The sequence below is a fragment of the Xylophilus sp. GW821-FHT01B05 genome, from assembly GCA_038961845.1.
GTDB lineage: Bacteria > Pseudomonadota > Gammaproteobacteria > Burkholderiales > Burkholderiaceae_C > Xylophilus.
In genome coordinates, this window is record CP152408.1 from 5,306,178 (window position 1) to 5,330,168 (window position 23,991).

The window sequence follows — 23,991 nt, forward strand, 5'->3', positions numbered from 1 at the left end:
GCCCGCCAAACGGGCGCAGTACCATTGCCGCCATGCCGAAGTACCAGTTCACCGTCGAAGTCCAGCCACAGTACCTGCCCGAGCAGTCTGTGCCGGAGCAAGACTCCTACGGCTTCTCCTATACCGTGACCGTCGCCAATGTCGGGGACACCCCGGCGCAATTGATCGCGCGGCACTGGATCATCCGCGACGCGCGTGGCCACACCGAAGAGGTCAAGGGCCTGGGCGTGGTCGGCCACCAGCCGCTGCTGCAGCCTGGAGAATCTTTTCGTTACACCAGTGGCTGCCGCCTGCGCACGCCCAGCGGCACCATGGAAGGCAGTTACTTCTGCGTGGCCGAAGACGCCACGCGCTTTGATGCGCCGATCCCGCTGTTCGTGCTGGAGGCCGACACCGGTCCACACGGCAGCGCCGCAGGTCCGCGGGTGCTGCACTGATGCGCCGCAAGCGCGACCTCAGCGGCATCCTCGACAGACTGGACCCGGCCGCGCCGCTGGCCTTGCGCCACCTGTGGCTGATCGAGCTGACCGACTGGATCCGCGGCAAGGGCGCCACGCCGCAGGCCGCCGTCAGCCGTGTGCAGTTGCTGCTGGACGCAGTCGACGCCCGCCCCGAGATCCAGCAGCGCCTGCGCGAATGGTGGGCGGTGCTGGCGCAGTCGGTGGACGTGACCACGCTGCTGGCGGACTTCGGCTTTGCGCCGCGCAGCGCCTTTGTCAGCGAGCTGGGCGAGCGCATGCGGCGCAAGCTGCTGCCGGCCAGCCCCGAGACGCTGGACGCCTCCGAACTCTTCACCCTGGCGCTGCCGCGCGCCTTCGACGCGCAATGGATCACGGCGCTGGACGCCAGCCAGCGGCGGCGCCTGGCCACGCTGCTGTCCACCCCGGCCGTTGACAACGGCGTGGACACCACGGCCTGGCAGCATGCGCTGCTGGACGCCATCGTCTACTGCGCCGGCCAGGTGCTGTCCACCGGTTTTGCGCCAGAGCTGCGGCTGCGCATGAGCGCGGCCGCGCGCGCGGCCCAGCCCTTCCATGCGCTGCTGCACGACGTCGAGGCGCTGCGCACCGAGGTGCGGCGCCTGCCGCAGAGCGGCCCGGCGCTGGAACAAGCCGCGCAGCAACTGCGCGAGCGGCTGGACGCCTGTCGCCAAGCGGCGGCCACGGTCTATACCCACCTGGAAGAAAACGGCATCTCGGTCGGCCTGGTGTTTCGCCTGCGCCAACTGCGCGAGCGGCTGCTGCGCATCCGCGAGCTGCTGGATTGCCTGCTGTCGGCCGACCCGCCGGCTGCTGCAGCGCGGCTGCTGGCGCGGCTGGTGCTGCTGGGCGATGAGCGGCGCAGCGTGCGCGCGCTGGTCGCGGCCAATTCATCGCTGCTGGCGGCCAAGGTGGCCGAGCGCAGCGCCGAGACCGGCGAGCACTACATCGCACGCGACCGCTCTGCCTACGGCCGCATGCTGCGCCAGGCCGCCGGCGGCGGCGTGCTGACCGCCGGCACGGTGCTGGGCAAGTTCGCCATTACCGCGCTGGCGCTGTCGGCCTTCTGGACCGGCATCTGGTCCAGCCTGCTGTATGCGGCGAGCTTTGTCGCGATCCAGCTGCTGCACTGCACCCTGGCCACCAAGCAGCCGGCCATGACCGCGCCGGCACTGGCGGCGCGGGTAAAAGAGCTGGGCTCCGACGCCAGCGTCGAATCCTTCGTGGACGAGGTGACCTACCTGGTGCGCTCGCAGGTGGCCGCGGTGCTGGGCAATGTGCTGACGGTGTTCCCCGCCATGCTGGCGGTGGGCCTGTTCGCGCAGTTGCTGCTGGGGCGGCCACTGCTCTCCATGGCCGAGGCGCGCCACACGCTGGAGTCGATCACCCTGCTGGGGCCGACCTGGCTGTTCGCGGCCTTTACCGGCGTGCTGCTGTTCTCGGCCAGCATCTTCGCCGGCTGGCTGGAGAACTGGTTCGTGCTGCACCGGCTGGACTCGGCCATGCGCTTCAACCCGCGCATCACGCACTGGCTGGGCGCCGAGCGTGCCGCACGCTGGGCGCGCTTCATGCGCGAGAACGTGTCGGGCTTTGCCAGCAACATCTCGCTGGGTTTCATGCTGGGCATGATCCCGCCGCTGCTGGGCTTTGTCAGCATCGGCCTGGAGGCGCGGCACGTGACGCTGTCCACCGGGCAGATCGCGGCCGCGGCGGTCAGCTACGGCCCGGCCGTGCTGCAGCAGTCCATCTTCTGGTGGTGCCTGGCGGCGGTGCCGGTGATCGGTGCGCTCAACCTCACGGTAAGCTTCAGCTTTGCCTTTCGCCTGGCGCTGCGCGCCCACAACGTAAGCGGCGACTACCGCGCGCGCATCCGCGCCGCGATCTGGGCACGCTGCCGGCATGCGCCGCTGTCGTTTTTCCTGCCCCGTGCCGCGGACGAAGCTCCGTCGCCGCGCCGGGACCCGTCCTGAGAGCCAGCCGCTAGCCGGCGGCCCAGGGGAACTCCACTACCTTTCCGGCCGGCTGCCGTCCGCAGCCGGTCGCCACGCAAAGGAGACCGTCATCCATGGGTAACCTCGTAACCATCTGGGCCGAATGGCTGCGCCCCTCGGCCGGCCTGGTGACCGTGCAGTGGTCACTGCTGCTGGCCGTGGCCACCATTGCCGGCTACCTGGTGCAGCGCTATATCGGCCTGCCCAAGGTCGTGGGCTATTCGCTGGTCGGCGGGCTGGCGGGTTTCGCCGGCTTTACCGGCGCTGTCTGGCCGCTCAGCGGCACCGGCCTGTTCGTGCTGGAGCTGGCCATCGCGGTGGTGCTGTTCGAAGCCGGCGGCCGCATTCCGCTGCGCTGGTTCCGCCACAACCCGATGGTGCTGGCGCAGAGCATTGCCGAATCAACGCTGACCTATGTCGCCGTGAACCTGGGCCTGCAATGGCTGGGCATGCCGGCTGCGGTGGCGCACCCGCTGGCGCTGGTAGCCGTGGCCGCGTCACCCGCCGTGCTGATGCGCGTGGCGATGGACGTGCGCGCCTCCGGCCCGGTGACCGACCGCGCCATGGTGCTGGCCACGCTCAGCACGCTCTATGCGCTGTCGCTGGGCACGGTGCAGGCCGAGCTGGAGCAGCGCCAGCAGCTGCACCTGCTCGACAGCCTGCAGCCGGTGGCGCTGCTGGTGGGGCTGTCGATCATCGTTGGCGCGGCGCTGGCTTTTTCTTTGCGGCTGGCGCTGAAGGTGATGAGCCCGGCCAGCGAGAACACCTCGATCCTGCTGCTGGCGCTGATTGCGGCGGCCACCGGCATTGCCTCGCACCTGGGCGGCTCGGCGCCCATTGCCGCGCTGCTGGGCGGCATGCTGCTCAAGCAGTTCAGCCCGCGGCCCTGGGCCTGGCCGCGGCAGATGGGCACGGCTGCATCGCTGCTGACCATGATGATGTTCGTGCTGGTGTCCGTGGTGGCCGCGCAGGTCGACTGGACCATGCAGGTCGCCGGCCTGGTGCTGGCGCTGGTGGCCTTGCGCGGGCTGGCCAAGGTGATTGGCGTGGCGCTGGGCAATATCGGCAGCGGCGCCAGTTGGCGCCAGGCGCTGTGGGTGGGCTGCGCGATGTCGCCGATGTCGTCCATTGCGCTGTTGATCGCCTCGCAGTTCGCGCTGATGCAGGGCAGCACCGGCCGCATGATCGCGCAGACCGCGCTGCCGGCCATTCTGCTGATGGAGCTGCTGGGCGCGGTGATTGCCACCGTGGCGCTGCACCGCGCGGGCGAGGCCTCGCAGCCCTGGCTGCCGCAGTGGCGCGGCCGGGATAACACGGCCGCACTGCCCTCTGAAGGAGAAGAACGTGACGCTTGAACCCTTCACCCCTTCGCGCGCGCTGTCGCTTGGCGTCGAGCTGGAGCTGCAGCTGGTCAACACCCACGACTACGACCTGGCGCCCTACGCCGAGGACATGCTGCGCATGCTGGAGAAGCAGCCGCTGCCCGGCAGCGTGGTGCCGGAGATGACCTCCAGCATGATCGAGATCTCCACCGGCATCTGCCAGTCGGCGGCCGAGGTGCTGGGCGAGCTGTCCACCATCCGCGATGCCATGGTGCGCGTGGCCGACAAGCTCAACATCGCCGTGGTGGGTGGCGGCACGCACCCGTTCCAGCAGTGGCACGAGCGGCGCATCTACGACAAGCCGCGCTTCAAGGAGCTGTCGGAGCGCTACGGTTATCTGTCCAAGCAGTTCACCATCTTTGGCCAGCACGTGCACATCGGCTGCCCCGATGCCAACGCCGCGCTGCTGATGCTGCACCGCATGTCGCGCTACATCCCGCACTTCATCGCGCTGTCGGCCTCCAGCCCTTATGTGCAGGGGCAGGACACGCAGTTTGACTCGGCCCGGCTGAACTCGGTGTTTGCCTTCCCGCTGTCGGGCCGCGCGCCGTTTGCGCTGGACTGGGGCGACTTCGAGATCTTCTACGGCAAGATGACCCGCACCGGCGTGGTCAAGAGCATGAAGGACTTCTACTGGGACATCCGGCCCAAGCCCGAGTACGGCACCATCGAGATCCGCGTCTTCGACACGCCGCTGACGGTAGAGCGCGCCGCCGCGCTGGCCGGCTACGTGCAGTCGCTGGCGGCCTGGTTCCTGATGGACCAGCCCTTCATGCCCGAAGAGGACGACTACCTGGTCTACACCACCAACCGCTTCCAGGCCTGCCGCTTTGGCCTGGACGCAACCTATGTGGACCCAGGCACCGGCCAGCACATGCCGCTGCGCGACCACATCCTGCTGACCATGCACCAGATTCAGCGCCACGCCGAAGCGCAAGGCGCCGCCAACGCGCTGCACCTGCTGCGCGACAGCGTGAGCAGCGGCGAGAACGACGCCCGCTGGCTGCGCAACCGCCAGCGCAAGGAGCAGTTGCTGGCCGAAGTCACGCGGCAGGCTGCAGGCAGGTTTCGCAGCGCGACAGGCCCGCGCTAGAAAATATTGTGAGCACTCAGCTCCCTTGTGCTGCTCAGGCTGAGCGCCCTCCCTTTCAAGGCCTGGTGATCTGTTTGGTAGATCTTGTGCCGCAGGCGATGGCGGTGCATGCGCCGTGGCAAGGCGTGAAAGTGGTGCTACTTAATCAATAGCTGCAAGCCGGCGGATATCCTGCACTTCAGGTACTTTTGTACCTGAAACGAAGGATATGCACCGGCATAGCGCTATGTTTTTTGATTTCCCGCATGCGGCACGTGTTCACGATTTGCATGCAAGGCCGGCCAGAACGCCCCACCGCCACCGCGCCGGCCAGGCAGCGGCCTACCTAGTTTCGGGGATGTACAGCTTGTTGCAAGCTGGGCAGCATCGGCGGCATTGGCGTGTCCATCCCGGGCGCGCGCGCAGGACCGTCCCATGCCCGCCTTGCACCGCTTCCTCATCCCCCTGGCCCTGCTGCTGGGCCTGCACGGCGCCGCCCAGGCCGCCATCTGCCGCGTGGCCACCAGCGGCAATGCCACCGCCGACGGCAGCAACTGGGACCAGGCCACCACGCTGCAGGGCGCGCTGGGAAATGCCAACTGCGACGAGATCTGGGTCCAGCAGGGCCTGTACAAACCCACCACCGACACCAACCGCACGGTCAGCTTTGCCATCAACCGCCCGCTCAAGCTCTACGGCGGCTTCATCGGCCAGGAAACCGCGCTGGCAGAGCGCAGCGGCGATAGCAGCAGCACCACGCTCTCGGGCGACATCAGAACGGAGGGCGACAGCAGCGACAACAGCCACCACGTGCTGGTCATTGGCGGGACGGGCGCTACCGGCAACGGCAGCTACACCAGCGCCGATACCGTGGTCGATGGCTTCACGGTGACGGCGGGGCGGGCGAATGGGGGGGGCTTCAACAACTACGGAGGCGGCCTCTACTGCAATGGCCTCGGGGCGGGCAAGGTGTGCAGCCCGCTGCTGACCGGGCTGGTCTTCCAGGGCAATGCAGCCACCTTCGGCGGGGCGATCTACAACAGCGGCAACTCCGGCGGCAGCAGCAGCCCCGCCATCACCAACACCACCTTCAGCGGCAATTCAGCCAACTCCGGCGGGGCGGTCTACAACAATGGCAACTCCGGCGGTAGCAGCAGCCCCGCCATCACCAACACCACCTTCAACGGCAATTCAGCCACCTACGGCGGGGCGATCTACAACGATGGCTACTCCGGCAGCAGTAGCCCCGCCATCACCAACGCCACCTTCAGCGGCAATTCAGCCGTCACCGGTGGGGCGATTCTCAGCTATGGCGGCTCCGGCAGCAGCAGCCCCGCCATCACCAACACCACCTTCAGCGGCAATTCAGCCGCCACCGGCGGGGCGATCTACACCGCTGGCTTTGACTCGACCAGCCGCCCCAGCGTGACCCGCTCGGTGTTCTGGGGCAATACGGCTGGCAGTGACGGTGCCCAGGCGTCGACTGATGGCAACGCCCAGATCACCTTCAACAACAGCCTGATCCAAGGGGGCTGCGCCAGCGGTGGTACCGGCGGCGGCACCTGCTCCGGCCCGCTGTTGACCGCTGACCCGCTACTCGGCCCCCTGCAGAACAACGGCGGCCCCACGCCCACCATGCTGCCGGCGGCCAATAGCCCGGTCATCGATGCGGGCGGCGCCTGCACCGGTAGCGACCAGCGCGGCGTGGCCCGCCCGCAGGGCGGTGCCTGCGATCTGGGTGCGGTGGAGCGGCGACAGGGCAACTACACACTGGACGTTGCCGTGACGGGCGCAGGCAGTGTCAGCGCGGGGGCCGCGCCTGTGCCCGCTGTAGACAGCATCACCAACTGCACAGCTGCCGGTGGTGCGGCCTGCACGGCCGGCTATGCGATCGACTCCACGCCCGCAGCCAGCGTCACCTTGACCGCCACACCCGATGCGGGCCAGACGTTCTCCGGCTGGGGCGGCGCCTGTACCGGCACCGGCACCTGCACCGTGGCGATGGACCAGGCCCGCAGCGTGACGGCCGGTTTCGTGCTGAGCGATTTCAGCGGCGGCCTGCCGGGCGGGGGCACGGCCACGGCGCTGCTGGCGGGGGGCGGCGCGGGCTGCACGCTGGTGCCCGGCAACACCGGCTTTGCCAGCCCGGCCAGCACGCCGCCAGGGGTGAGCTTCCCGCAAGGGGTGTTTGCCTTTAGCGCCAGCGGCTGCACCGCCGGCAGCAGCGTGATGCTGACACTGAGCTACCCGCAGCCCCTGCCGGCCGGGGCGCAGTACTGGAAGTTTGGCCCCACGGCGGCCAATGCCACGGCGCACTGGTTTGTGCTGCCGGGCGCCACGATCAATGGCAACACCGTCACCTTCAGCATCACCGACAACGGCGATGGCGACTCTGACCCGGCCCCGGGCAGCATCACCGACCCGGGCGGTGTGGGCGTGCTGGCCGTGGCTGCTGGCGGCGTGACCGCAATCCCGGTGGATGCGCCCTGGATGCTGGGGCTGTTGACGCTGTTGCTGGGTGGGGCGGCCTGGCGTGCGAAGCGGGTGGGCTACAGGCAGGGCCAAGGGCACTCATTGATTGATAGCTGATAGCCCAGGATGCAGCTGGGTTGGCAAAAGGCACGCCTGCTTCGGTCATGAAGCGCCAGACCTCGCGGCGGTGACGCGCAGGCGCTTGAGCAGATTGAACGCCTTGCTCTGCTGGTGGCGGCCCTGTCTGTTGCGGGGCGCCCCCGAGGGCAAGACCTCCGGGGGCAGACGCTCCCCGCGCAGCAGCAACTGCTCCCACTGCGCCTCGAACCAGGCCTGGCGCTCCAGCGAAAGTGGCGAGTCTCCTTGCGCCACCTCACGCTGTGCCTGCTGCGCGACAGCGTGAGCAGCGGCGAGAACGACGCCCGCTGGCTGCGCAACCGCCAGCGCAAGGAGCAGTTGCTGGCCGAAGTCACGCGGCAGGCGGCAGGCAGCAGGCAGGTTCCGCAGCGCGACAGGCCCGCGCTAGCAAAATCTGATAGAAATATGCCTACAGCCCAGGTGCAGCCTTGGCTATTAGCTATATATTTAATAGCAATTGTGGTGCACTGAGCGCAGAAGCCAGCCGACAGCGCTAAGGCGCGCGCTGTCCCGCCCAACTGTACCTACCCCCATGGGTACAGTGAACCTACAGTGGTCCGCACCGGTGTCCCCGCGCGGCCAGGGCGGGGACGGCATGCAGAACTGGCCGTCACAAATAGCCGGAATCGGCACCACAGGAGACAAGCATGAAGACACTGATCCAACGCGCGGTCAAAGCGACCGCACTGGCCGCCGCCCTGGCGGCAGGCGCGGCCTTCGCGCAGGACATCAAGATCGGCTACAACGCCGACCAATCCGCCAGCGGCGTGGCCGAGCTGGGCATTGCCGGGCGCTGGGGCTTCGAGGCCGCCATCGAAGACATCAACAAGGCCGGCGGCATCATGGGCCGCAAGGTGGTGGGCGTGGTGCGCGACGACCTGGGCACGCCACCGAAGTCGATCCAGAACATGACCGAGCTGATCGACAACGAGAAGGTCAGCGCCGTGGTCGGCCCGGCCAACTCGGGCAACGCGCTGGCCTGGCTGCACATTCCGCAGCAGAAGAAGATCCCGGTGGTGGTGCCCATTGCCACCGGCACCGAGATCACCACGCGCTACGCCAAGGAGGCGCAGAACTACCTGTTCCGCGTCTCCATGGTGGACCGCGAACAGGTGGCGCTGCTGGGCGCCTATGCGGCCAAGTCGTCCAAGGGCCAGAAGATCGCCATCCTGGCCGACTCCACGGGCTACGGCCAGGGCGGCATCAAGGACGCCACCGACATCCTGGCGCTGCACGGCATCAAGCCGGTGGCGGTCGAAAAATACGGCCCCAAGGACACCGACATCACCTCGCAGTTGGCCAAGATCAAGGCCGCCGGTGCCGACACCGTGATCGTCTACGGCATTGCCGACGGCACGGCACAGGTGCTGCGCAGCATGGAAAAAATCAACTACATGCCGACCACGCTGGGCACCTGGGGCAACCTGAGTTCGCTGCTGCCCAAGATGGCCGGCACCAAGCTGGCCGAGCACCTGATCCTGGCCGCCTCCACCACCGAAGACACCAACGCCAAGACCAAGGCGTTGGGCGAGCGCGTGCGCAAGAACTTCCCCACGCTCACCACCTTCCCCTGCGCCGCGCAGTCGTATGACTCGGTGATGCTGATCGCCGCCGCCATGAAGCTGGCCAACAGCACCGACGGCGAGAAAGTTGCCGCCGCACTAGAGAACGTGACCGGTGTCGAAGGCGTGATCAAGACCTACAACAAGCCCTTCAGCAAGGCTTCGCATGAAGGGCTGGATGTGAGCGACTTCTACCTCGCCCGCTGGAAGGGCGATGCGCCCGGCCGCTATGAAGACGCGGTGACCAAGGCCCTGACCCCGGCTGATCTGAAGAAGTAAGCACGCGGCCAGCTGGTACGTTTTGCGTTCAACGCTGCTGAAAACCCGTTCGCCTTGAGCTTGTCGAAGGGGCCTGCCCTCAGTTCATCGAAGCGCGCCCTGGCTTCGACAAGCTCAGCCCGAACGGATTTTGTCGAATTGAACACAAGCTGATATCGGCCCAGGCGTAGTCATCACAAAGCAAGGGGCGGCCATGGGCGCAACCATTCTCCAGGCGGTGTTCAGCGGGCTCGCGCTGGGCAGCATTTATGCGCTGGTGGCGCTGGGCTTCAACATCACGCACAGCACCACCAAGACCTTCAACTTCGGCCAGGGCGAGTTCCTGGTGGGTGGCGCCTTCATCGGCGTGTCGGCCGTGCTGCTGCTGGCCGGCAAGGGCCTGGGCGGCGCGCTGCAACCGGCAGAAGTCACGCTGGCGCGCTACGGCGGCGGCCTGCTGCTGACCATGGCGCTGATGGGCCTGCTGGGCGTGCTGCTGTACTTCACGGCAGTGCGCCCCTTCATCGGCCAGGGCGGGCTGGCCTGGGTCATGAGCACCATCGGCTTCGGCATCATCATCCAGAACACCGCGCTGGCGGTCTGGGGCCCGTCGCCGCTGGTGATCCCGTCGCCGCTGGGCGACGAGGTGATCCGCATCGGTGGCGCGGGCGTGTTGCCGCAAGAGATCCTGGTGCTGTGCGCCAGCGTGGCGATCATGGTCGCGCTTGATCTGGTGATGCAGAAGACCCGCCTCGGCAAGGCGGTGCGCGCCGTGGCACACAGCGGCGCCGCGGCCACGCTGATGGGCATCAATGTCACGGCCATCGTGGTGCTGGCCTTTGTCGTCAGCTCTGGCCTGGCGGGGCTGGCGGGCCTGTTGATTGCACCTATCACCACGGCCTCGGTCTTCATGGGGCTGACGCTGGCGCTCAAGGCCTTCTCTGCCGCCATCCTGGGCGGGCTCAGCAGCCCGCGCGGCTGCATGCTGGGTGGCTTCTTGCTGGGGCTGATCGAGGCGCTGGTGGGCTTGTGGCACGCGGAGCTGCGCGAGATCAGCATCTTTCTGCTGATCATCCTGGTGCTGGTGCTCAAGCCTGAGGGGCTGCTGGGCCGGCGGATTGCGGAGAAGGTATGAGCATGCCGCGTCACGCTCATCTGGCCGGCCTGGCCATTGCCGCCGCCTTCATCGCCGCGCTGCCCCTGGCCACCGACAACGGCTTCTATCTCAAGATCGCGTTCCTGATCGGGGTCAACTACCTTGCAGCTTCCGGGTTGAATGTGCTGGTGGGCTACACCGGGCAGAAGTCGCTGGGGCATGCGGGGCTGTTTGCGGTGGGCGCGTACACCGTGGCCCTGCTTACTGCGCGCGCGGGGTGGAACCCGTGGCTGGCCTTTGTCGCCGCAGGCGTCGTGGCCGGGCTGTTTGGCGTGGTGATTGCGCTGCCGGCCCTGCGGGTGCGCGGGCCGGCGCTGGCCATGGTGACGATTGGCTTTGGCATCGTGGTGGAGAAGGTGGTGTCCGAGTGGCAAGACGTGTTCGCCGGCCAGCAGGGCATCTACGGCGTGGTACCGCCTTCTATTGGCGGCAGCGTGTTCGACATGCGGCAGTGGGTCTGGTTTGCCGGGGCGCTGGCGCTGGCGGCGCACCTGATGCTGCGCGCGCTGCTGCGCGGCAAGTACGGGCGCGCCTTCATGGCGGTGAACACCGGCGAGATCGCGGCCGAAAGCGTGGGCGTGTCGGTCTACAAGTTCAAGGTGCTGGCCTTTGTCATCAGCGCCGTCACCTGCGGACTGGCGGGCGCGCTCATCGCGCAGCAGAACCAGTACATCAACTCGGACTTCATCAACTTCAACCTGTCGATCTTCTTCCTGCTGATCGTGCTGTTTGGCGGCAGCTCGGTCTACGGGCCGCTGGTGGGCGCCATCGTGCTGACGCTGCTTGATGCCTTCCTGGCGCGCTGGCCGGATGTGCAGCACTTCACCTACGGTGCGCTGCTGCTGTTTGCGCTGTACGCCATGCGCGATGGGCTGGCTGGCGCCATTGGGCGCGCGGCCAAGGCGGTGTTTCCATCGCTGCGCCAGTCCCCTGCCCTGCCCGCCTCCGTGCCCGCCTGGCGGCTGCAGGCGCAGGAGGTGCCGGCGGCCGACCGCCCGCTGCTGGAAACGCGCCAGCTCTACAAGGCCTTTGGCGGCGTGGTGCCAACCCACAACGTGGACCTGCGCATACGCAGCGGCCACGTCCATTCGCTGATAGGGCCCAACGGCGCGGGCAAGACCACGCTGCTCAACATACTGTCGGGTGTGATCGCGCCCAGCCGCGGCGAGATCGACTTCAACGGCCGCAGCATCGTGCACATGGCGCCGCACCGCATCTGCGGCATCGGCATGGGGCGCACCTTCCAGAACCTGAAGCTGTTCGCCGACATGTCGGTGCTGGACAACGTGATGGTTGGCCTGCACACCCGCCTGCGCCAGGGCTTCTTCAGCTGCCTGCTGGGCCTGCCCGGCGCCGCGCGGGAAGAACGCGCGGCACATGACGAGGCCTTGCAGATCCTCGACTTCCTGGGCCTGCGCGACAAGGCCTACGAGACCGCCGGCAGCCTGCCCTACGGCCTACAGCGCCGGCTGGAGCTGGCGCGCGCATTGGCCACGCACCCGCGCCTGCTGCTGCTGGACGAGCCCGCCGCCGGCCTCAACCCGCAAGAAACGCGCGACCTGATCGGCGTCATTGCCCGCATCCGCGGCCTGGGCATCACGGTGCTGCTGATCGAGCACCACATGGACCTGGTGATGGCCATCTCCGACCACGTGATCGTGCTCGACTACGGCGAGAAGATTGCCGAGGGTGCGCCCGCTGAGGTGCAGCGCAACCCGCGCGTGATCGCCGCCTACCTGGGCACGGATGAAGATGACGAAGCAGCAGCAGAGGTGCACCATGGCTGATACCCCGATGCTGCAGATCGAAGGGCTGGAAGTGCGCTACGGCGCCATCGAGGCGCTCAAGGGCATATCGCTGCACGTGGCGGCCGGCGAGGTGGTGACCATCATCGGCGGCAACGGCGCGGGCAAGAGCACGCTGATGAAGGCCATCTCCGGCCTGGAGCCGGCCGCGGCCGGGCGCATCGTGTTCGAGGGCGAGGACATCACCCGCCTGCCCGGCCACCTGCGCGTGGCGCGCGGCATTGCCCAGTCGCCCGAAGGCCGGCAGGTGTTTGCCGACCAGAGCGTGCGCGACAACCTGGTGCTGGGCGCCTACCACCGCAAGGCATCGCAGGCTGAGATAGAGGCCGACATCCACGCGCAGTTCAACGCCTTCCCACGGCTGCGCGAGCGGCAGCACCAGCAGTCCGGCACGCTCTCGGGCGGTGAGCAGCAGATGCTGGCGATTGCGCGCGCGCTGATGGCCAAGCCCAAGCTGCTGTTGCTGGACGAGCCCTCGCTGGGCCTGGCGCCGCTGATCGTGAAAGAGATCTTCGGCATCATTCGCGGCCTCAAGCAGCAGGGCATCACCCTGCTGCTGGTGGAGCAAATGGCCAACCAGGCGCTGGCCGTGGCCGGCCGCGGCTACGTGCTGGAGACCGGCCGCATCACGCTGCAAGGCAGCGGGCCCGAGCTGCGGCGCGACCCAAAGGTGCGCGCCGCATACCTTGGGGAACATTAGGATGATCCCCCCAGGCTGCGCGCTGCGCGCTTCCGCCCTCCCCCCTTCTGCTGCGCGAAGGGGGGCACATCCAGCGGCCCGGCAAAGCCGGTTCCGCGGATGTCTTGGCATGGCCTGCTCCGCGGCCTTCAGTGCCCTTGCCGTTCATGCGCTGCTGGCGACACGTCGCGCCGCGAGCAACTGACATGGATATCTTCGACTACGTCATCGTCGGCAGCGGTGCGGCGGGCGCCATCCTGGCCAGCCGGCTCAGCGAAGACCCGGCCGTGAGCGTCTGCGTGCTGGAGGCCGGCCCGCGCGACTGGCATCCGTGGCTGCACCTGCCGGCGGGCTTCATCAAGGTGCTGTTCGACCCGGCCTGGACCTGGCCCTATAGCTCCGAGCCCACGGCGCAAACCGGTGGCCGCCGCATCCCGCTGCCGCAGGGCCGCACCCTGGGCGGCTCGACCTCGATCAATGGCCTGGTCTACAACCGGGGCCAGCCCGAGGACTACGACGGCTGGGCCGCGCGCGGCAACCCGGGCTGGAGCTTTGCCGAGCTGCTGCCCTACTTCCAGCGCACCGAGCGCCGCATTGGCCCCGCCGACGACACGCGCGCCGGCCGCAGCGGCCCGCTGCCCATCACCGGCTGCGACTGGCCGCACCCGCTGTGCGAGGCCTTTCTGCAAGGCGCGGGCGAGCTGGGCCTGCCGCGCAACCCCGACTACAACGGCGCGCAGCAGGCCGGCGTGGGCTACTTCCAGCGCAGCATTTACCGTGGCCGGCGCATGAGCACCGCACACTGCTTTCTGCACCCTGCGCTAAAGCGTGGCCGCAATCTGGCGGTGCGCACGCAGGCACAGGCCACGGCCATCGTGTTCGACGGCCTGCGCGCCACGGGCGTGCGCTACCGCCAGGGTGGCGCGCACGGCGCCGAGCACACGGTGCAGGCGCGGCGCGAGGTGATCGTCTGCGCCGGCGCACTGAACACGCCGCGCCTGCTGCAGCTCTCAGGCGTAGGGCCGGCCGCCCTGCTGCAGCGCCACGGCCTGCCGGTGCTGCGCGACCTGCCCGGCGTGGGCGCGCACCTGAAGGACCACTTCTCCATCCGGCTGGTGGCGCGCACCAAGGGCGTGGCCACCATCAACGAATACGCGCGCATGCCGCGCCTGGCCGGGCAGGTGGCGCGCTGGCTGCTGGGCCGGCCCAACGTGCTGGCGCTGAGCCCGTCGCTGGTGCACTGGTTCTGGCAGTCGCGCGCCGGGCTGGCCCGGCCCGATCTGCAAGGCGTGTTCACGCCCGCCAGCTACCGCGAAGGCTATGTGGGCCAGCTCGACACCTACCCCGGCATGACCTGCGGCGTGTGGCAGCACCGACCGCACAGCGCAGGCACGGTGCAGATCGCCTCGGCCGACCCGTTTGCCGCGTCGCTGGTGCAGCCCCGCTACCTGGAGCACGAAGAAGACCGCCGCGTGCTGCTGGACGGCACGCGCCTTGCCCGCCAACTGCTGCAGACGCGCACCCTGGCGCCCTATGTAGAGGCCGAATCCATGCCCGGCGTGGCCGTGCAGCGCGACGATGAGCTGCTGGACTACATCCGGCGCTACGGGGTCTCGTCCTACCACGTCAACGGCACGGCGCGCATGGGCCCGGCCAGCGACGCCGGCGCGGTGGTGGATGCCCAGCTGCGCGTGCACGGCCTGCAAGGCCTGCGCGTGGCAGACGCGTCGGTCATGCCCGACATCCCCTCTGCCAACACCTGCGCGGCCAGCATGATGATTGGCGAGAAGGCCGCAGATTTGCTACGCGCCCCATGATCGAAATCGACCTCAGCACCACCCTGGGCCAAGCGCTGTTCCGCGCCGCCGACGCCTACGGCCCGCGCCCGCTGCTGGCCGTGCCCGCCAACCCCGCGCGCGACTACGACCCGGCCGGGCGCGAGATCAGCTTTGCCGACGCTGCCCACGCCGTGCGCGGCCTGATGGCGCGCTACGCCCAGGCCGGCTACGGCCACGGCCACCGCGTGGGCCTGCTGCTGGAGAGCCGGCCCGAGCACATGCTGCACAAGCTGGCCCTCAACGCCCTGGGCGCCTGCTGCGTGCCCATCAACCCCGACTACCGCCCGCGCGAGCTGGCCTACCTGCTCGACCACGCCAAGGTCGACCTGGTGCTGCTGCTGGCCGCGCGCCTGCCCGATCTGCGGGCCGCGCTGCGCGAATGCAGCAATCGCCCGGCCATCGCCACGCTGGAAGACTTTGCGGGGCAACTGCCCGCCGCGCGCAGCGACGCACATGCCGGCGCGCCCGGCGCCGACACGCCCGCCAGCATCCTCTACACCAGCGGCACCACCGGCCGGCCCAAGGGCTGCGTGCTGTCGCACCGCTACGAGCTGGCCTCTGGCCAGGCCTATGCCACGCGCGGCGGCCTGGCCACGCTGCGCGAAGGGGCCGAGCGCATCTACAACCCGCTGCCGCTGTTCCATGTGAACGCGTCCATCCTGTCCTTTCAGTGCGCGCTGCTCACCGGCAACTGCCAGGTGCAATCCGACCGCTTCCGCCCCGCGCGCTGGTGGGCCGAGGTGCAGGCCAGCCGCGCCACCGTCGTGCACTACCTGGGCGTGATCGTGCAGATGCTCATGGCGCAGCCGCCCGCCGCGCAAGACCGCGAGCACCAGGTGCGCTTTGGTTTTGGCGCGGGCGCAGAGCCGCAGCTGCATGCCGCGTTCGAGGCGCGCTTTGGCTTCCCGCTGCTGGAGCTGTGGGGCATGACCGAGATGGTGCGCGCCCTGGTCGCCTGCCACGAGCCACGCCAGGTCGGCACCCGCGCCTTCGGCCGCGCCCTGCCCGGCGTGGAGGTGCGCGTGGCCAACGACACCGGCACCCAGGTGCCAGACGACACGCCCGGCGAGCTGCTGATCCGCCACTCTGCCGCCACCCCGCGCCAGGACTTCTTCAGCGGCTATCTGGACGACCCCGCCGCCACCGAGGCCGCCTGGCACGGCGGCTGGTTCCACACCGGCGACATCGTCACCCGCGACGCCACCGGCATGCTGCACTTCGTGGATCGGCGCAAGAACATCATCCGCCGATCAGGCGAGAACATCGCCGCCGCCGAAGTCGAAGCCGTGCTGCTCACCCACCCCTGGGTAGCACAAGCCGCCGTCATGGCCGTGCCCGACGCAGTGCGCGAGGAAGAGGTACTGGCCTGCGTGGTGCTGAGGCCCGACGCCGGCTGCGCTGCGACCTTAGAAACTGCGCAGGCGCTGTTTGCCCACTGCGATGCAGAGCTGGCGTACTACAAGGCGCCGGGCTGGCTGTACTTCACCGACAGCATCCCGACGACGGGGACGCAGAAGGTGCAGAAGCATGCGATTTTTGCGGGGGGCGTGGACCCGCGGGAGGCGGATGGGGTGCTGGATTTGCGGGGGTTGAAGAGGCGCAGGGCTTAGGGCGCATCGCGCAGCGCCTCTGCCCTGAACGCTTGCCACTCCTGCCACACGTTTTCTGGATCGACATCGCGGTATCCGCGCCGCTCGTCCATGGCGCGCTTGGCCGACATGCGAAGCATCACGCAGACGGCCTTGTCGCGTATCGCCAAGACCTCTGGCTCGGAAAGAGGTGAGCCCTTTTGCTTCTCGAGGTTCAGCAGAAGAATGCCCAGTGCGGGAATGGGCACCGGGATCAAGGGCTCGGCAGGCGCTTCCGCCTGAACCTCATTTCTGAGTGGGGCGGGAGACTTGCTGAAGAGTTTGGACAGGAGGGACATGGGGGCTTGCGCAAGCGCTAGTGTCGTGTCAAGTGTGATGTGACGGGAGTGCGCGAAGCCATCGGCGTGCAGCGCAAGGCGTAGGCCGCAGCCCAGGCTGAAGCCTGGGCAAGGACTGCAACGCGGCGATGCGCGGTGAGGGCAAGTGCACGCCGGCAGATCATGCTTGACGCGACACTAGTGTCGTGTCAAGTGTGGCAAGGGCTGCAACGCAGCGATACACGATCAGATATTGCATAGCCGCCTTGCACGCGTTTCTGGTCTTCCCCCGCAGAAGGCCAGAATTTTGACTCACGACCAAAAGAGCGTCCAAGGCATACTTTCCCGATGAATCCTTTGGCTCGCCTCGATTGGAAAGTAGTGTTCTTTGCCGTCCTCGGCTGCTACGTTCTTCCGTGGCTTGTCCTTGGCACTCTTGTCCTGGCCGTTGTTCCCAGTGAAGGCGACGCTGGGGCCATCATCGGGTGGACGGGCGTGTACCTTGGCATGACCGCGCTGATATATGTGATTGCCATGCCACTGGCGGGCGGCTATTTCACGGCGCGCTTCTGCAAGAACCGTCCTCAGCTTCACGTCTTGCTGGTCGTGGTGCTGGGCGTTTTGGTGCGCGGCCCGACCACAGGCGCCCCGCTCATCGCGTACGCCATTGCGTTCGCCGTATCGCTTGTGGTGGCTGCCTTAGGTGCATTCGTGGCGCTACGCCGAGTGCCTCGGGCCTGAGCCCTTATCAGCCCGAAACTTCTTCGCCTGCCTCCGCATACCGTCAGCAATAGGCGCCCAGATCCGCCCCGGAAAACCATCAGGCAGCTTTGCCTCGACGGCCTCCAGCGCCGCCTCAACCTGCTCCACTAACCCCTGCATCGCCTCCCACACCGCGGGCCCGCCGTTCTTCATGGCCAGGTCTTGCCAATGGCGGGCGTGGATGCCGTAGAGGTCGTAGTGCGTGTTTTTTGAGCGCAGCGCCATGGCCAGGCGCACATCACGCAGGTGCAGTTGTCCACGGGCCTTGCCCACGTAGGGCCAGACGGACAGCACGTCGTACAGGGGCGCCATGTCGTAGGCATTTCCCTGCCGCAAGAAGATCGAGAAGTTCTTGGCATGGCCGTCGGGCGCGCCCATGAGCCAGAAGGCCAGTTGGGCGAGCTGGAACGCCGCGCGGTCCGTGGCGGCGTCTGCGCTGCCGGCCAGCAACGCGAGGCCTGCGGCGATGGAGGGGCCGCCGTCGTCTTCGTACTTGAGGCGCGGGGGCAGGCCGAGTGCCTGGCAAAAGTCCTCTTGGGGGAGTCGGGCGATCCAACTGCCCTTGTCCATCCATTGCCTATCAAAGCGCTCCACTACCAGGGCGCGCTGGTCGCCAAAGCTTGCCATCTGGGTGGCGGCGATGGGCAGGCCCAGGGCTTCGATGATCTGCGCGCACAGCCATTCGTTCTCGACGGAGTCGAACATCTCCACCCGGCTGGTGTTGGCGATCACGCCAAGCGGAAGCTTGAAGATATGGGTGCTGGGCGTGGCGCCAAGGGGGCGGCACCACCGGCCGGCGACACGCACAAAGGCTGTTTTCTCTTGCGCGCCGGCCAGGGAGATGCGGAACGGCGGGGCATCGTCGCCCGGGCGCGCCCTGGGGTCGGCAGGAACGGCGAGCAGTGCGGCGGCGACCTGATCGTCGGTCAGCGGCTCGCAATCGACGCGGTTCCAGCCGTCGGGCGTTGTGCCTTGCGGCAGCAATTGCACTGCGCCGACGCAGTCGCGCCCAATGGCCTCCAGCAGGGCGAAGGCGTCCAGCGTTTTGGTCTTGAAGCGCCGGCCGATGCGCTCGCGGATGCGGTCGTTGTCGGGCAGCAGGTTGTCGAAGTAGTTCGCGACAACATCGCCCTTGATCTCCAGGCTGCGGGTGAGTGGCAGCGACAGGGACAGCGGCCGCGACTTCTCGGACTCCCGCCACGAGGCCGCATACGCAAAGCTGTGGGAGCCGCGGTTGACCTGCCAGGTGCCAACCCACTCGCCGTTCATCCATGCATTGAGTGCCGATGTCACCACGAGCCCTTCTTGGGGCGGATGACGAGCTTGGTGCCTTTGCCGATGGGCGGCGGGGCGACCGAGGGCGGCTTCGCCGGCTTGCTGGACTGGGCGACAACTACCGTCACATCAACCACGTCATCCCGCAACACCAGGGACGCGCCCAGCGCGGACAGCAGCTTCATCAACTGCTCGACGCTGACGACGCCAGGCTTGTTTTCGATCTCCGCGATGCGGGCCTGGCCAACGCCGAGCAGTTGCCCAAGGGCCGCCTGGGTCAGGCCACGCTCTTTCCGCAGCGCGCGCAGGTGCTCACGGAGCTGGCTGGGTAGTGGGATCGGGTAGTCCATGCGCGCCTTCGGTTGCACGGATCAATATACTGGTCTTGGCACGTTTTTTCAATATACGTGCTTTGGTACATGAATGCCCGATATCGGGGATAGACGATAAGCGCGGCACCCTACCCCACACCCCGCCCCAACGCCCGCCCAAACCGCGCATCCAGCACCGCATGCACGTTGTAGCGCGCCCAGGGCGATACCGCCGAGCCGTCGACGCGGAAGATGCGGCCTGGGGCCATGACGATGTTTTCGGCCATCAGGGTGCGGGCCATTTCCAGGGAGTCGGGCGCGTCGGGGAAGCGGGCCCAGAGGAACATGGATTCAGCCGGTTCCTCTGCGAATATCTCTGCGCCCAGGCTGTGGAACAGGGCACGGGCCTTGGCGGTGGCGTCGGTTACGCGCTGGCGCAGGCGCTCCAGGTGGCGCGGGTAGTTGCGCTCGCCGAGCAGGGTGTCTACGGTGCGCTCGCAGTATTCGCTGCTGCTGACGCTGACCAATATCTTCAGATCGGCCAGGTCGCTGGCCAGGTCGGGGCTGCAGGCGACAAAGCCTACGCGCAGCGCGGCCGATAGCGTCTTGGAGAAGCTGCCGATGTAGAGCGTGCGCTCCAGCTGGTCCAGCGCCGACAGGCGGGCCAGCGTGGGGGCCTTGAAGTCGGCCAGGGCGTCGTTCTCGACGATGCGCAGGTCGTGCCGCTCGGCCAGTTGCAGCACGCGGCGCGCCTTGGGCAGCGACAGGTCCGAGCCGGTGGGGTTGTGGCCGAAGGACTGGGTGAAGTACAGGCGCGGGCGCCAGGTGATGAGCAGGCGCTCCAGCGCTTCAATATCGGGCCCGTCGGGCAGGCGCGGCACGCCGATGATGTTGGCGCCGGCCAGGCGCAGCTTGCCAAACAGCGGGTAGTAGCCGGGGTCGTCGATGAGCACGGCGGCGCCAGGCGGGACGAAGTAGCGCACGATCAAATCCATGGCCTCGTTGGCGCCATGGGTGAGCAGTATCTGGCGCGGCTCGGCGCCTATGCCCAGGTCGCCGATCTTGCGCACCAGGCGCTGGCGCAGCGGCGCGTAGCCGCGTCGGTCGCCGTAGCGAAACAAGGTTCCCAAACCGCCGCGCGCGACCTTGTGGTGGATGCGGTCCAGCCGCGCGCCCGACAGCCATTCGGCCGGCGGAAAGGCGTCGCCCACGGCGAGCTGGCCGGGCTCGATATGCAACTGGGTGCGCATGAGCCAGACGATGTCCATGGCGCGGCCGAGCGAGCCGGCATCGTCGTCGCTGCGTTGGGGCGCTTCCGCCCGCGCCTTGACGAAGTAGCCGGCGCCGCGCTTGGGCTCGACCAGGCCGCGCGCCACCAGCAGCTCGAAGGCGGTGACGACGGTGTTCTTGCCGAGCGCGCGCTGGCGCACCAGCTCGCGCAGCGAGGGCAGCTTGTCGCCGGGTTTGTAGGCGCCGTCGCGGATCTGGCGCTCGATGTCGTCGGCCAGGGCAATGAAGAGCGGGGTGTTGCGCGGCGGCGGCGCGGGCAAGGAGGGGGGACGTGGCATGGAACAGGCGCGGGGCAGTGCGGCCACTGTATGCCGGCGGCGGGCGCAGCGCATCCGGGGCTGCCCTGCCGGGCGCTTTTATGGCACTACAAAATAGATAGCTATATGCCGGCGTTACACCTGAATTTCAGGCACAAAACTACCTGAAATTCAGGATATACGCCGGCTACCAGCTATTCTTTTTGAAGCCCTGCGCCAATGCGCGGCAGGACGCCGCCGGTGCGCCGCATGTAGGCGCGGTACTCGTCGCCGAAGAACTCCAGCATCATTCCCTCTTCATGGGGCACGCGCCGCCAGTACAGGACCGCGACCGCCACCACCGAAGCCCAGCCCGCGAACCAGTTGTGCAGCAGCAGCACCTGGGCGGCCGCCATGACGAAGAAGGCCGCATACATCGGGTGCCGCACATAGCGGTAAACGCCGCGGGTGACGAGCTTGTGCCCGGGGTTGAGCATGAGGGTGACCGACCAGCTCTCACCCAGGTCGGCATGCGCGCGCCAGAACAGCCAGATGCCCGCCGCCATGGCCGCCGTGCCCAGCCAGGCCGCGACCGCCGGCAGCGTGTAGTGGGCCCAGTCGAGCAGCGGCGAGAACAGCAGCAACAAGGGCAGCACGATCTGCCCGATGCCGACCAGCACCACCAGCATGCGGTCTGCCGTGTTGCTCTTGTCGACCGCCTTCTGCTGCGCGCGCAGGCGGCGCGAGAACACGCCCCGGATCGTGAGGTAGATGGCGATACCCGCGATAAAGACGATGTGGGGAATGTCGAGGTTCATCTGCAGCGCCTGCCCGTGGAAGAAAACGGAAGCCGCATGATGTCCGAATTGCGCCGCGCCCGCATCCGCCACGCGACGAAGGGTCAGCCGCGCGGGCCCAGGCGCGGCGCGGCCTTCTGCAGCTTCTGGCTCACTACACTGGTCTCACCTGATCGGGCAATGCACTTTCAAAGAGATCCTTCATGGCTGACGACGACTCGAACTCACAGGGCTCCTACCTGCCCCACATCCTGCGCCGGGGCACCGTGCTGGCCACGCTGGGCTGCGCGCTGGTCGCGGGCTGCAGCGCCGCTGGCGGCGGCGACGCGCGCTACGCAAGCTCGCCGCAGTTCAAGGACGGCGGCTTCCAGAACATGCCCAACCCCGACGCGCTGCCTTCGGCCAGCGCCTGGCGCATCTGGCCGCGCTTTCTCTTCGGCAGCAAGACGGGCACGGTGCCGGTCGATGCAATCCCGGTGCGCGCGCTGGACCGCAGTGCGCTCGATGCGCTCGACGCCACGGCCAACCACGTGGTGCGCCTGGGCCATTCATCGCACCTGCTCAAGCTGCGGGGCAAGTACTGGCTGATCGACCCGATGTTCAGCGAGCGCGCCTCGCCCGTGCAATGGGCCGGCCCCAAGCGCTTTCACCAGCCGCCGATCACGCTCGAGCAATTGCCGCCGATCGAAGGCGTGATCCTCTCGCACGACCACTACGACCACCTCGATGTGGCGACCATCCAATACCTGTCGAAGAGCGTGCAGCGCTACTTCGTGCCGCTGGGCGTGCGCTCGCGGCTGGTGGTGATGGACGTGCCGGCCGAGCGCGTGACCGAGCTTGACTGGTGGCAAGACGCCGAACACGAGGGCGTAAAGCTCACCGCCACGCCGGCGCAGCATTTCTCGGGCCGCACGCTGGCCGACCGCGACAGCACGCTGTGGGCCTCGTGGGTGCTGCAAAGCGGCGAGCAGCGCATCTTCTACAGCGGCGACTCAGGCTACTTCCCGGGCTTCAAGACGATTGGCGAGCGCTTTGGCGGCTTTGACCTGGCACTGATGGAAAACGGCGCCTACGACGCCTACTGGCCCGCCGTGCACATGACGCCCGAGCAAAGCGTGCAGGCCTTCGAGGACCTGCGCGGCAAGGTGCTGTTCTCGGTGCACAACAGCACCTTCGACCTGGCCTTCCACACCTGGCACGACCCGCTGGACCGCATCGCCGACCTGGCGCAGGCCAAGCAGATCGAGCTGGCAACGCCGGTCATTGGCGAGGTGGTGACGGTAGGCCAGGCGCGCACCAACGTGCGCTGGTGGCAAGGGCTGCGCTAGTTACCAGCCAGCTACAACGCCACCACGCATCGTCCCTAAGATAAGGTGGCCGCCACTTCCCTGAGCCCGCCATGCATCCCAAGCTGCTGTGTGCCCGTGCCCTCATCGCCCTTGGCCTGCTGCTTGCCGCAGCAGGCGCATCCGCCCAAACCACGGCCTGCACCGACACCGCCTCGGATGCCTGCTACACCGGCTTCCAGCCCGCGGGCGCTGGCGGCCAGATGCACTACTACGCATCGCAGTTGCCCGGCAGCAGCCCCACGGCCGCGCTGATCGCCATCCACGGCCACCCGCGCGATGGCAACAAGACCTTTAACGCGGCGCTGCTGGCGGTGCGGCGCGCCGATGCCACGGCGCGCACGCTGGTGGTGGCACCGGTGTTCCAGGTATCGGCCGCCGATGCGCGCAAATGCCAGACGGCCGGCGTGCCGGCGGCGCAGGATGGCGACCTGCTGTGGACCTGCGGCTCGTGGCTGGAAGGCGCCACTGCGCGCGGCAGCACGCTGACCTCGTTCGCCGCGCTGGATGCGCTGGTGGCCGAGCTGCGCCGCCAGTGGCCCAGCCTGCGCACGGTCACCATCGCCGGCTTCTCTGCCGGGGCGCAGATGGTGCAGCACTCCATCGGCTTCGCCGCCGAGCAGCCCGCAGGCGGCCCGGCCATCCGCTATGTGGTGTCAGACCCCGGCACCTGGCTCTACTTCGACCCCGTGCGGCCGCAGCCCATGCAGAACGGCGCGGCGGTGGACTGGTCGCAATGCAGCGGCGGCGCCGATGGCGTGGGCGGCTGCACGTTCACGCTGGCGGCGCCAGCAGACAACGCCTGCCCAACCCTCAACCGCTGGAAGTACGGCACCGACGCCCTGCCCGTCGCACTCGGCCGCAGCGCGGCAGACGCCCGCGCGCGCTATGCGGCGGCCGACATCCACTACCTGCAGGGCGCGCTCGACAGCAACGACGCACGCGGCACCGCCTACCGCGTGCTGGACAAATCCTGCGCCGCGCAAGCGCAAGGGCCGTACCGCCTGCAGCGCGGGCAGGCCTACGCCTGGTACGACCGCACGCTGCTGGCGCCCGACAAGCGCCGCAGCGTGACCGTGGTGCCAGGCTGCGCGCATGACGTGGCGTGCGTGTTTCCGTCGGATGCGGCGCGGGGGGCGTTGTTGGGGCCTTGAGGTCTCGCAGATTTTGGTGAAAAGTGCCTCTAGCCCAGGTTCTGCCTGGGCTTATAGCTATCTATTTCTTTGCTTCGCCAAA

The 23,991-nt window shown here is 68.0% G+C and carries 21 protein-coding genes; 15 read left to right on the forward strand and 6 right to left on the reverse strand.

Going from position 1 to position 23,991, the window contains the following annotated elements:
* Window positions 1-32: 32 nt before the first annotated feature.
* From apaG to AAFF27_24800, 5 genes are all read left to right on the forward strand, one after another.
* Window positions 33-437 carry a Co2+/Mg2+ efflux protein ApaG gene (gene apaG, locus AAFF27_24780; protein XAH23160.1) on the forward strand — a complete coding sequence of 135 codons (405 nt, stop codon included), beginning with the start codon at window positions 33-35 and terminating at the stop codon, window positions 435-437.
* Complete coding sequence (locus AAFF27_24785) at window positions 437-2,449, forward strand: site-specific recombinase (protein XAH23161.1); 2,013 nt, start codon at window positions 437-439, stop codon at window positions 2,447-2,449. Before apaG ends, AAFF27_24785 begins: the two co-directional genes overlap by 1 nt.
* Window positions 2,450-2,544: 95 nt before the next feature.
* A complete protein-coding gene (locus AAFF27_24790) occupies window positions 2,545-3,825 on the forward strand; it encodes a cation:proton antiporter (protein ID XAH23162.1) in 1,281 nt (426 codons plus the stop codon).
* Window positions 3,815-4,945, forward strand: coding sequence for a YbdK family carboxylate-amine ligase (locus AAFF27_24795; GenBank protein ID XAH23163.1), 1,131 nt, complete (start codon window positions 3,815-3,817; stop codon window positions 4,943-4,945). The genes AAFF27_24790 and AAFF27_24795 overlap by 11 nt, the downstream gene beginning before the upstream one ends.
* Window positions 4,946-5,359: 414 nt before the next feature.
* Window positions 5,360-7,513: a choice-of-anchor U domain-containing protein gene (locus tag AAFF27_24800; GenBank protein ID XAH23164.1), complete on the forward strand. Its 2,154-nt coding sequence runs from the start codon at window positions 5,360-5,362 to the stop codon at window positions 7,511-7,513.
* Between the two features lie 45 nt (window positions 7,514-7,558).
* Here the strand turns inward: AAFF27_24800 and AAFF27_24805 are convergent, their stop codons facing one another.
* On the reverse strand, window positions 7,559-7,768 hold the full coding sequence (locus AAFF27_24805; GenBank protein ID XAH23165.1) for a hypothetical protein: 210 nt from the start codon (window positions 7,766-7,768) through the stop codon (window positions 7,559-7,561).
* On the opposite strand from AAFF27_24805, the gene AAFF27_24810 reads away from it, so the two are divergent.
* The 7 genes from AAFF27_24810 (at window position 7,760) to AAFF27_24840 (ending at window position 16,442) form a co-directional block, all read left to right on the forward strand.
* A complete protein-coding gene (locus AAFF27_24810) occupies window positions 7,760-8,005 on the forward strand; it encodes a hypothetical protein (GenBank protein ID XAH26372.1) in 246 nt (81 codons plus the stop codon). The genes AAFF27_24805 and AAFF27_24810 overlap by 9 nt on opposite strands.
* A 176-nt stretch (window positions 8,006-8,181) precedes the next feature.
* Window positions 8,182-9,375, forward strand: coding sequence for an ABC transporter substrate-binding protein (locus AAFF27_24815; protein XAH23166.1), 1,194 nt, complete (start codon window positions 8,182-8,184; stop codon window positions 9,373-9,375).
* A gap of 193 nt (window positions 9,376-9,568) precedes the next feature.
* Window positions 9,569-10,489: a branched-chain amino acid ABC transporter permease gene (locus AAFF27_24820; GenBank protein XAH23167.1), complete on the forward strand. Its 921-nt coding sequence runs from the start codon at window positions 9,569-9,571 to the stop codon at window positions 10,487-10,489.
* A 2-nt stretch (window positions 10,490-10,491) separates the two neighbouring features.
* The gene (locus tag AAFF27_24825) at window positions 10,492-12,297 is read left to right on the forward strand and encodes a branched-chain amino acid ABC transporter ATP-binding protein/permease (GenBank protein ID XAH23168.1); all 1,806 of its coding nucleotides are present in this window, start codon (window positions 10,492-10,494) and stop codon (window positions 12,295-12,297) included.
* Window positions 12,290-13,015: an ABC transporter ATP-binding protein gene (locus AAFF27_24830; protein XAH23169.1), complete on the forward strand. Its 726-nt coding sequence runs from the start codon at window positions 12,290-12,292 to the stop codon at window positions 13,013-13,015. Before AAFF27_24825 ends, AAFF27_24830 begins: the two co-directional genes overlap by 8 nt.
* A gap of 185 nt (window positions 13,016-13,200) precedes the next feature.
* On the forward strand, window positions 13,201-14,811 hold the full coding sequence (locus AAFF27_24835) for a GMC family oxidoreductase N-terminal domain-containing protein (protein XAH23170.1): 1,611 nt from the start codon (window positions 13,201-13,203) through the stop codon (window positions 14,809-14,811).
* Window positions 14,808-16,442: an AMP-binding protein gene (locus AAFF27_24840; protein XAH23171.1), complete on the forward strand. Its 1,635-nt coding sequence runs from the start codon at window positions 14,808-14,810 to the stop codon at window positions 16,440-16,442. The genes AAFF27_24835 and AAFF27_24840 overlap by 4 nt, the downstream gene beginning before the upstream one ends.
* Here the strand turns inward: AAFF27_24840 and AAFF27_24845 are convergent.
* On the reverse strand, window positions 16,439-16,759 hold the full coding sequence (locus AAFF27_24845) for a hypothetical protein (protein ID XAH23172.1): 321 nt from the start codon (window positions 16,757-16,759) through the stop codon (window positions 16,439-16,441). The genes AAFF27_24840 and AAFF27_24845 overlap by 4 nt on opposite strands.
* Window positions 16,760-17,086: 327 nt before the next feature.
* Here AAFF27_24845 and AAFF27_24850 point away from each other — a divergent pair, with 327 nt between their 5' ends.
* On the forward strand, window positions 17,087-17,479 hold the full coding sequence (locus AAFF27_24850; GenBank protein ID XAH23173.1) for a hypothetical protein: 393 nt from the start codon (window positions 17,087-17,089) through the stop codon (window positions 17,477-17,479).
* On the opposite strand, the gene AAFF27_24855 is transcribed toward AAFF27_24850, so the two are convergent.
* The 4 genes from AAFF27_24855 to AAFF27_24870 all read right to left on the reverse strand — a co-directional run bounded on the left by AAFF27_24855 (window position 17,456) and on the right by AAFF27_24870 (window position 21,430).
* A complete protein-coding gene (locus tag AAFF27_24855) occupies window positions 17,456-18,769 on the reverse strand; it encodes a type II toxin-antitoxin system HipA family toxin (protein XAH26320.1) in 1,314 nt (437 codons plus the stop codon). The two genes, AAFF27_24850 and AAFF27_24855, sit on opposite strands and share 24 nt — an antisense overlap.
* Window positions 18,770-18,789: 20 nt before the next feature.
* Window positions 18,790-19,125 carry a helix-turn-helix domain-containing protein gene (locus tag AAFF27_24860; GenBank protein ID XAH23174.1) on the reverse strand — a complete coding sequence of 112 codons (336 nt, stop codon included), beginning with the start codon at window positions 19,123-19,125 and terminating at the stop codon, window positions 18,790-18,792.
* A gap of 110 nt (window positions 19,126-19,235) precedes the next feature.
* A complete protein-coding gene (locus tag AAFF27_24865) occupies window positions 19,236-20,654 on the reverse strand; it encodes a PLP-dependent aminotransferase family protein (GenBank protein ID XAH23175.1) in 1,419 nt (472 codons plus the stop codon).
* Window positions 20,655-20,827: 173 nt separating this feature from the next.
* Window positions 20,828-21,430 carry a protein-S-isoprenylcysteine O-methyltransferase gene (locus tag AAFF27_24870; protein ID XAH23176.1) on the reverse strand — a complete coding sequence of 201 codons (603 nt, stop codon included), beginning with the start codon at window positions 21,428-21,430 and terminating at the stop codon, window positions 20,828-20,830.
* Between the two features lie 182 nt (window positions 21,431-21,612).
* Here AAFF27_24870 and AAFF27_24875 point away from each other — a divergent pair, with 182 nt between their 5' ends.
* The gene (locus AAFF27_24875) at window positions 21,613-22,737 is read left to right on the forward strand and encodes an MBL fold metallo-hydrolase (protein ID XAH23177.1); all 1,125 of its coding nucleotides are present in this window, start codon (window positions 21,613-21,615) and stop codon (window positions 22,735-22,737) included.
* A gap of 71 nt (window positions 22,738-22,808) precedes the next feature.
* Window positions 22,809-23,909 carry a hypothetical protein gene (locus AAFF27_24880; protein XAH23178.1) on the forward strand — a complete coding sequence of 367 codons (1,101 nt, stop codon included), beginning with the start codon at window positions 22,809-22,811 and terminating at the stop codon, window positions 23,907-23,909.
* Window positions 23,910-23,991 lie beyond the last annotated feature (82 nt).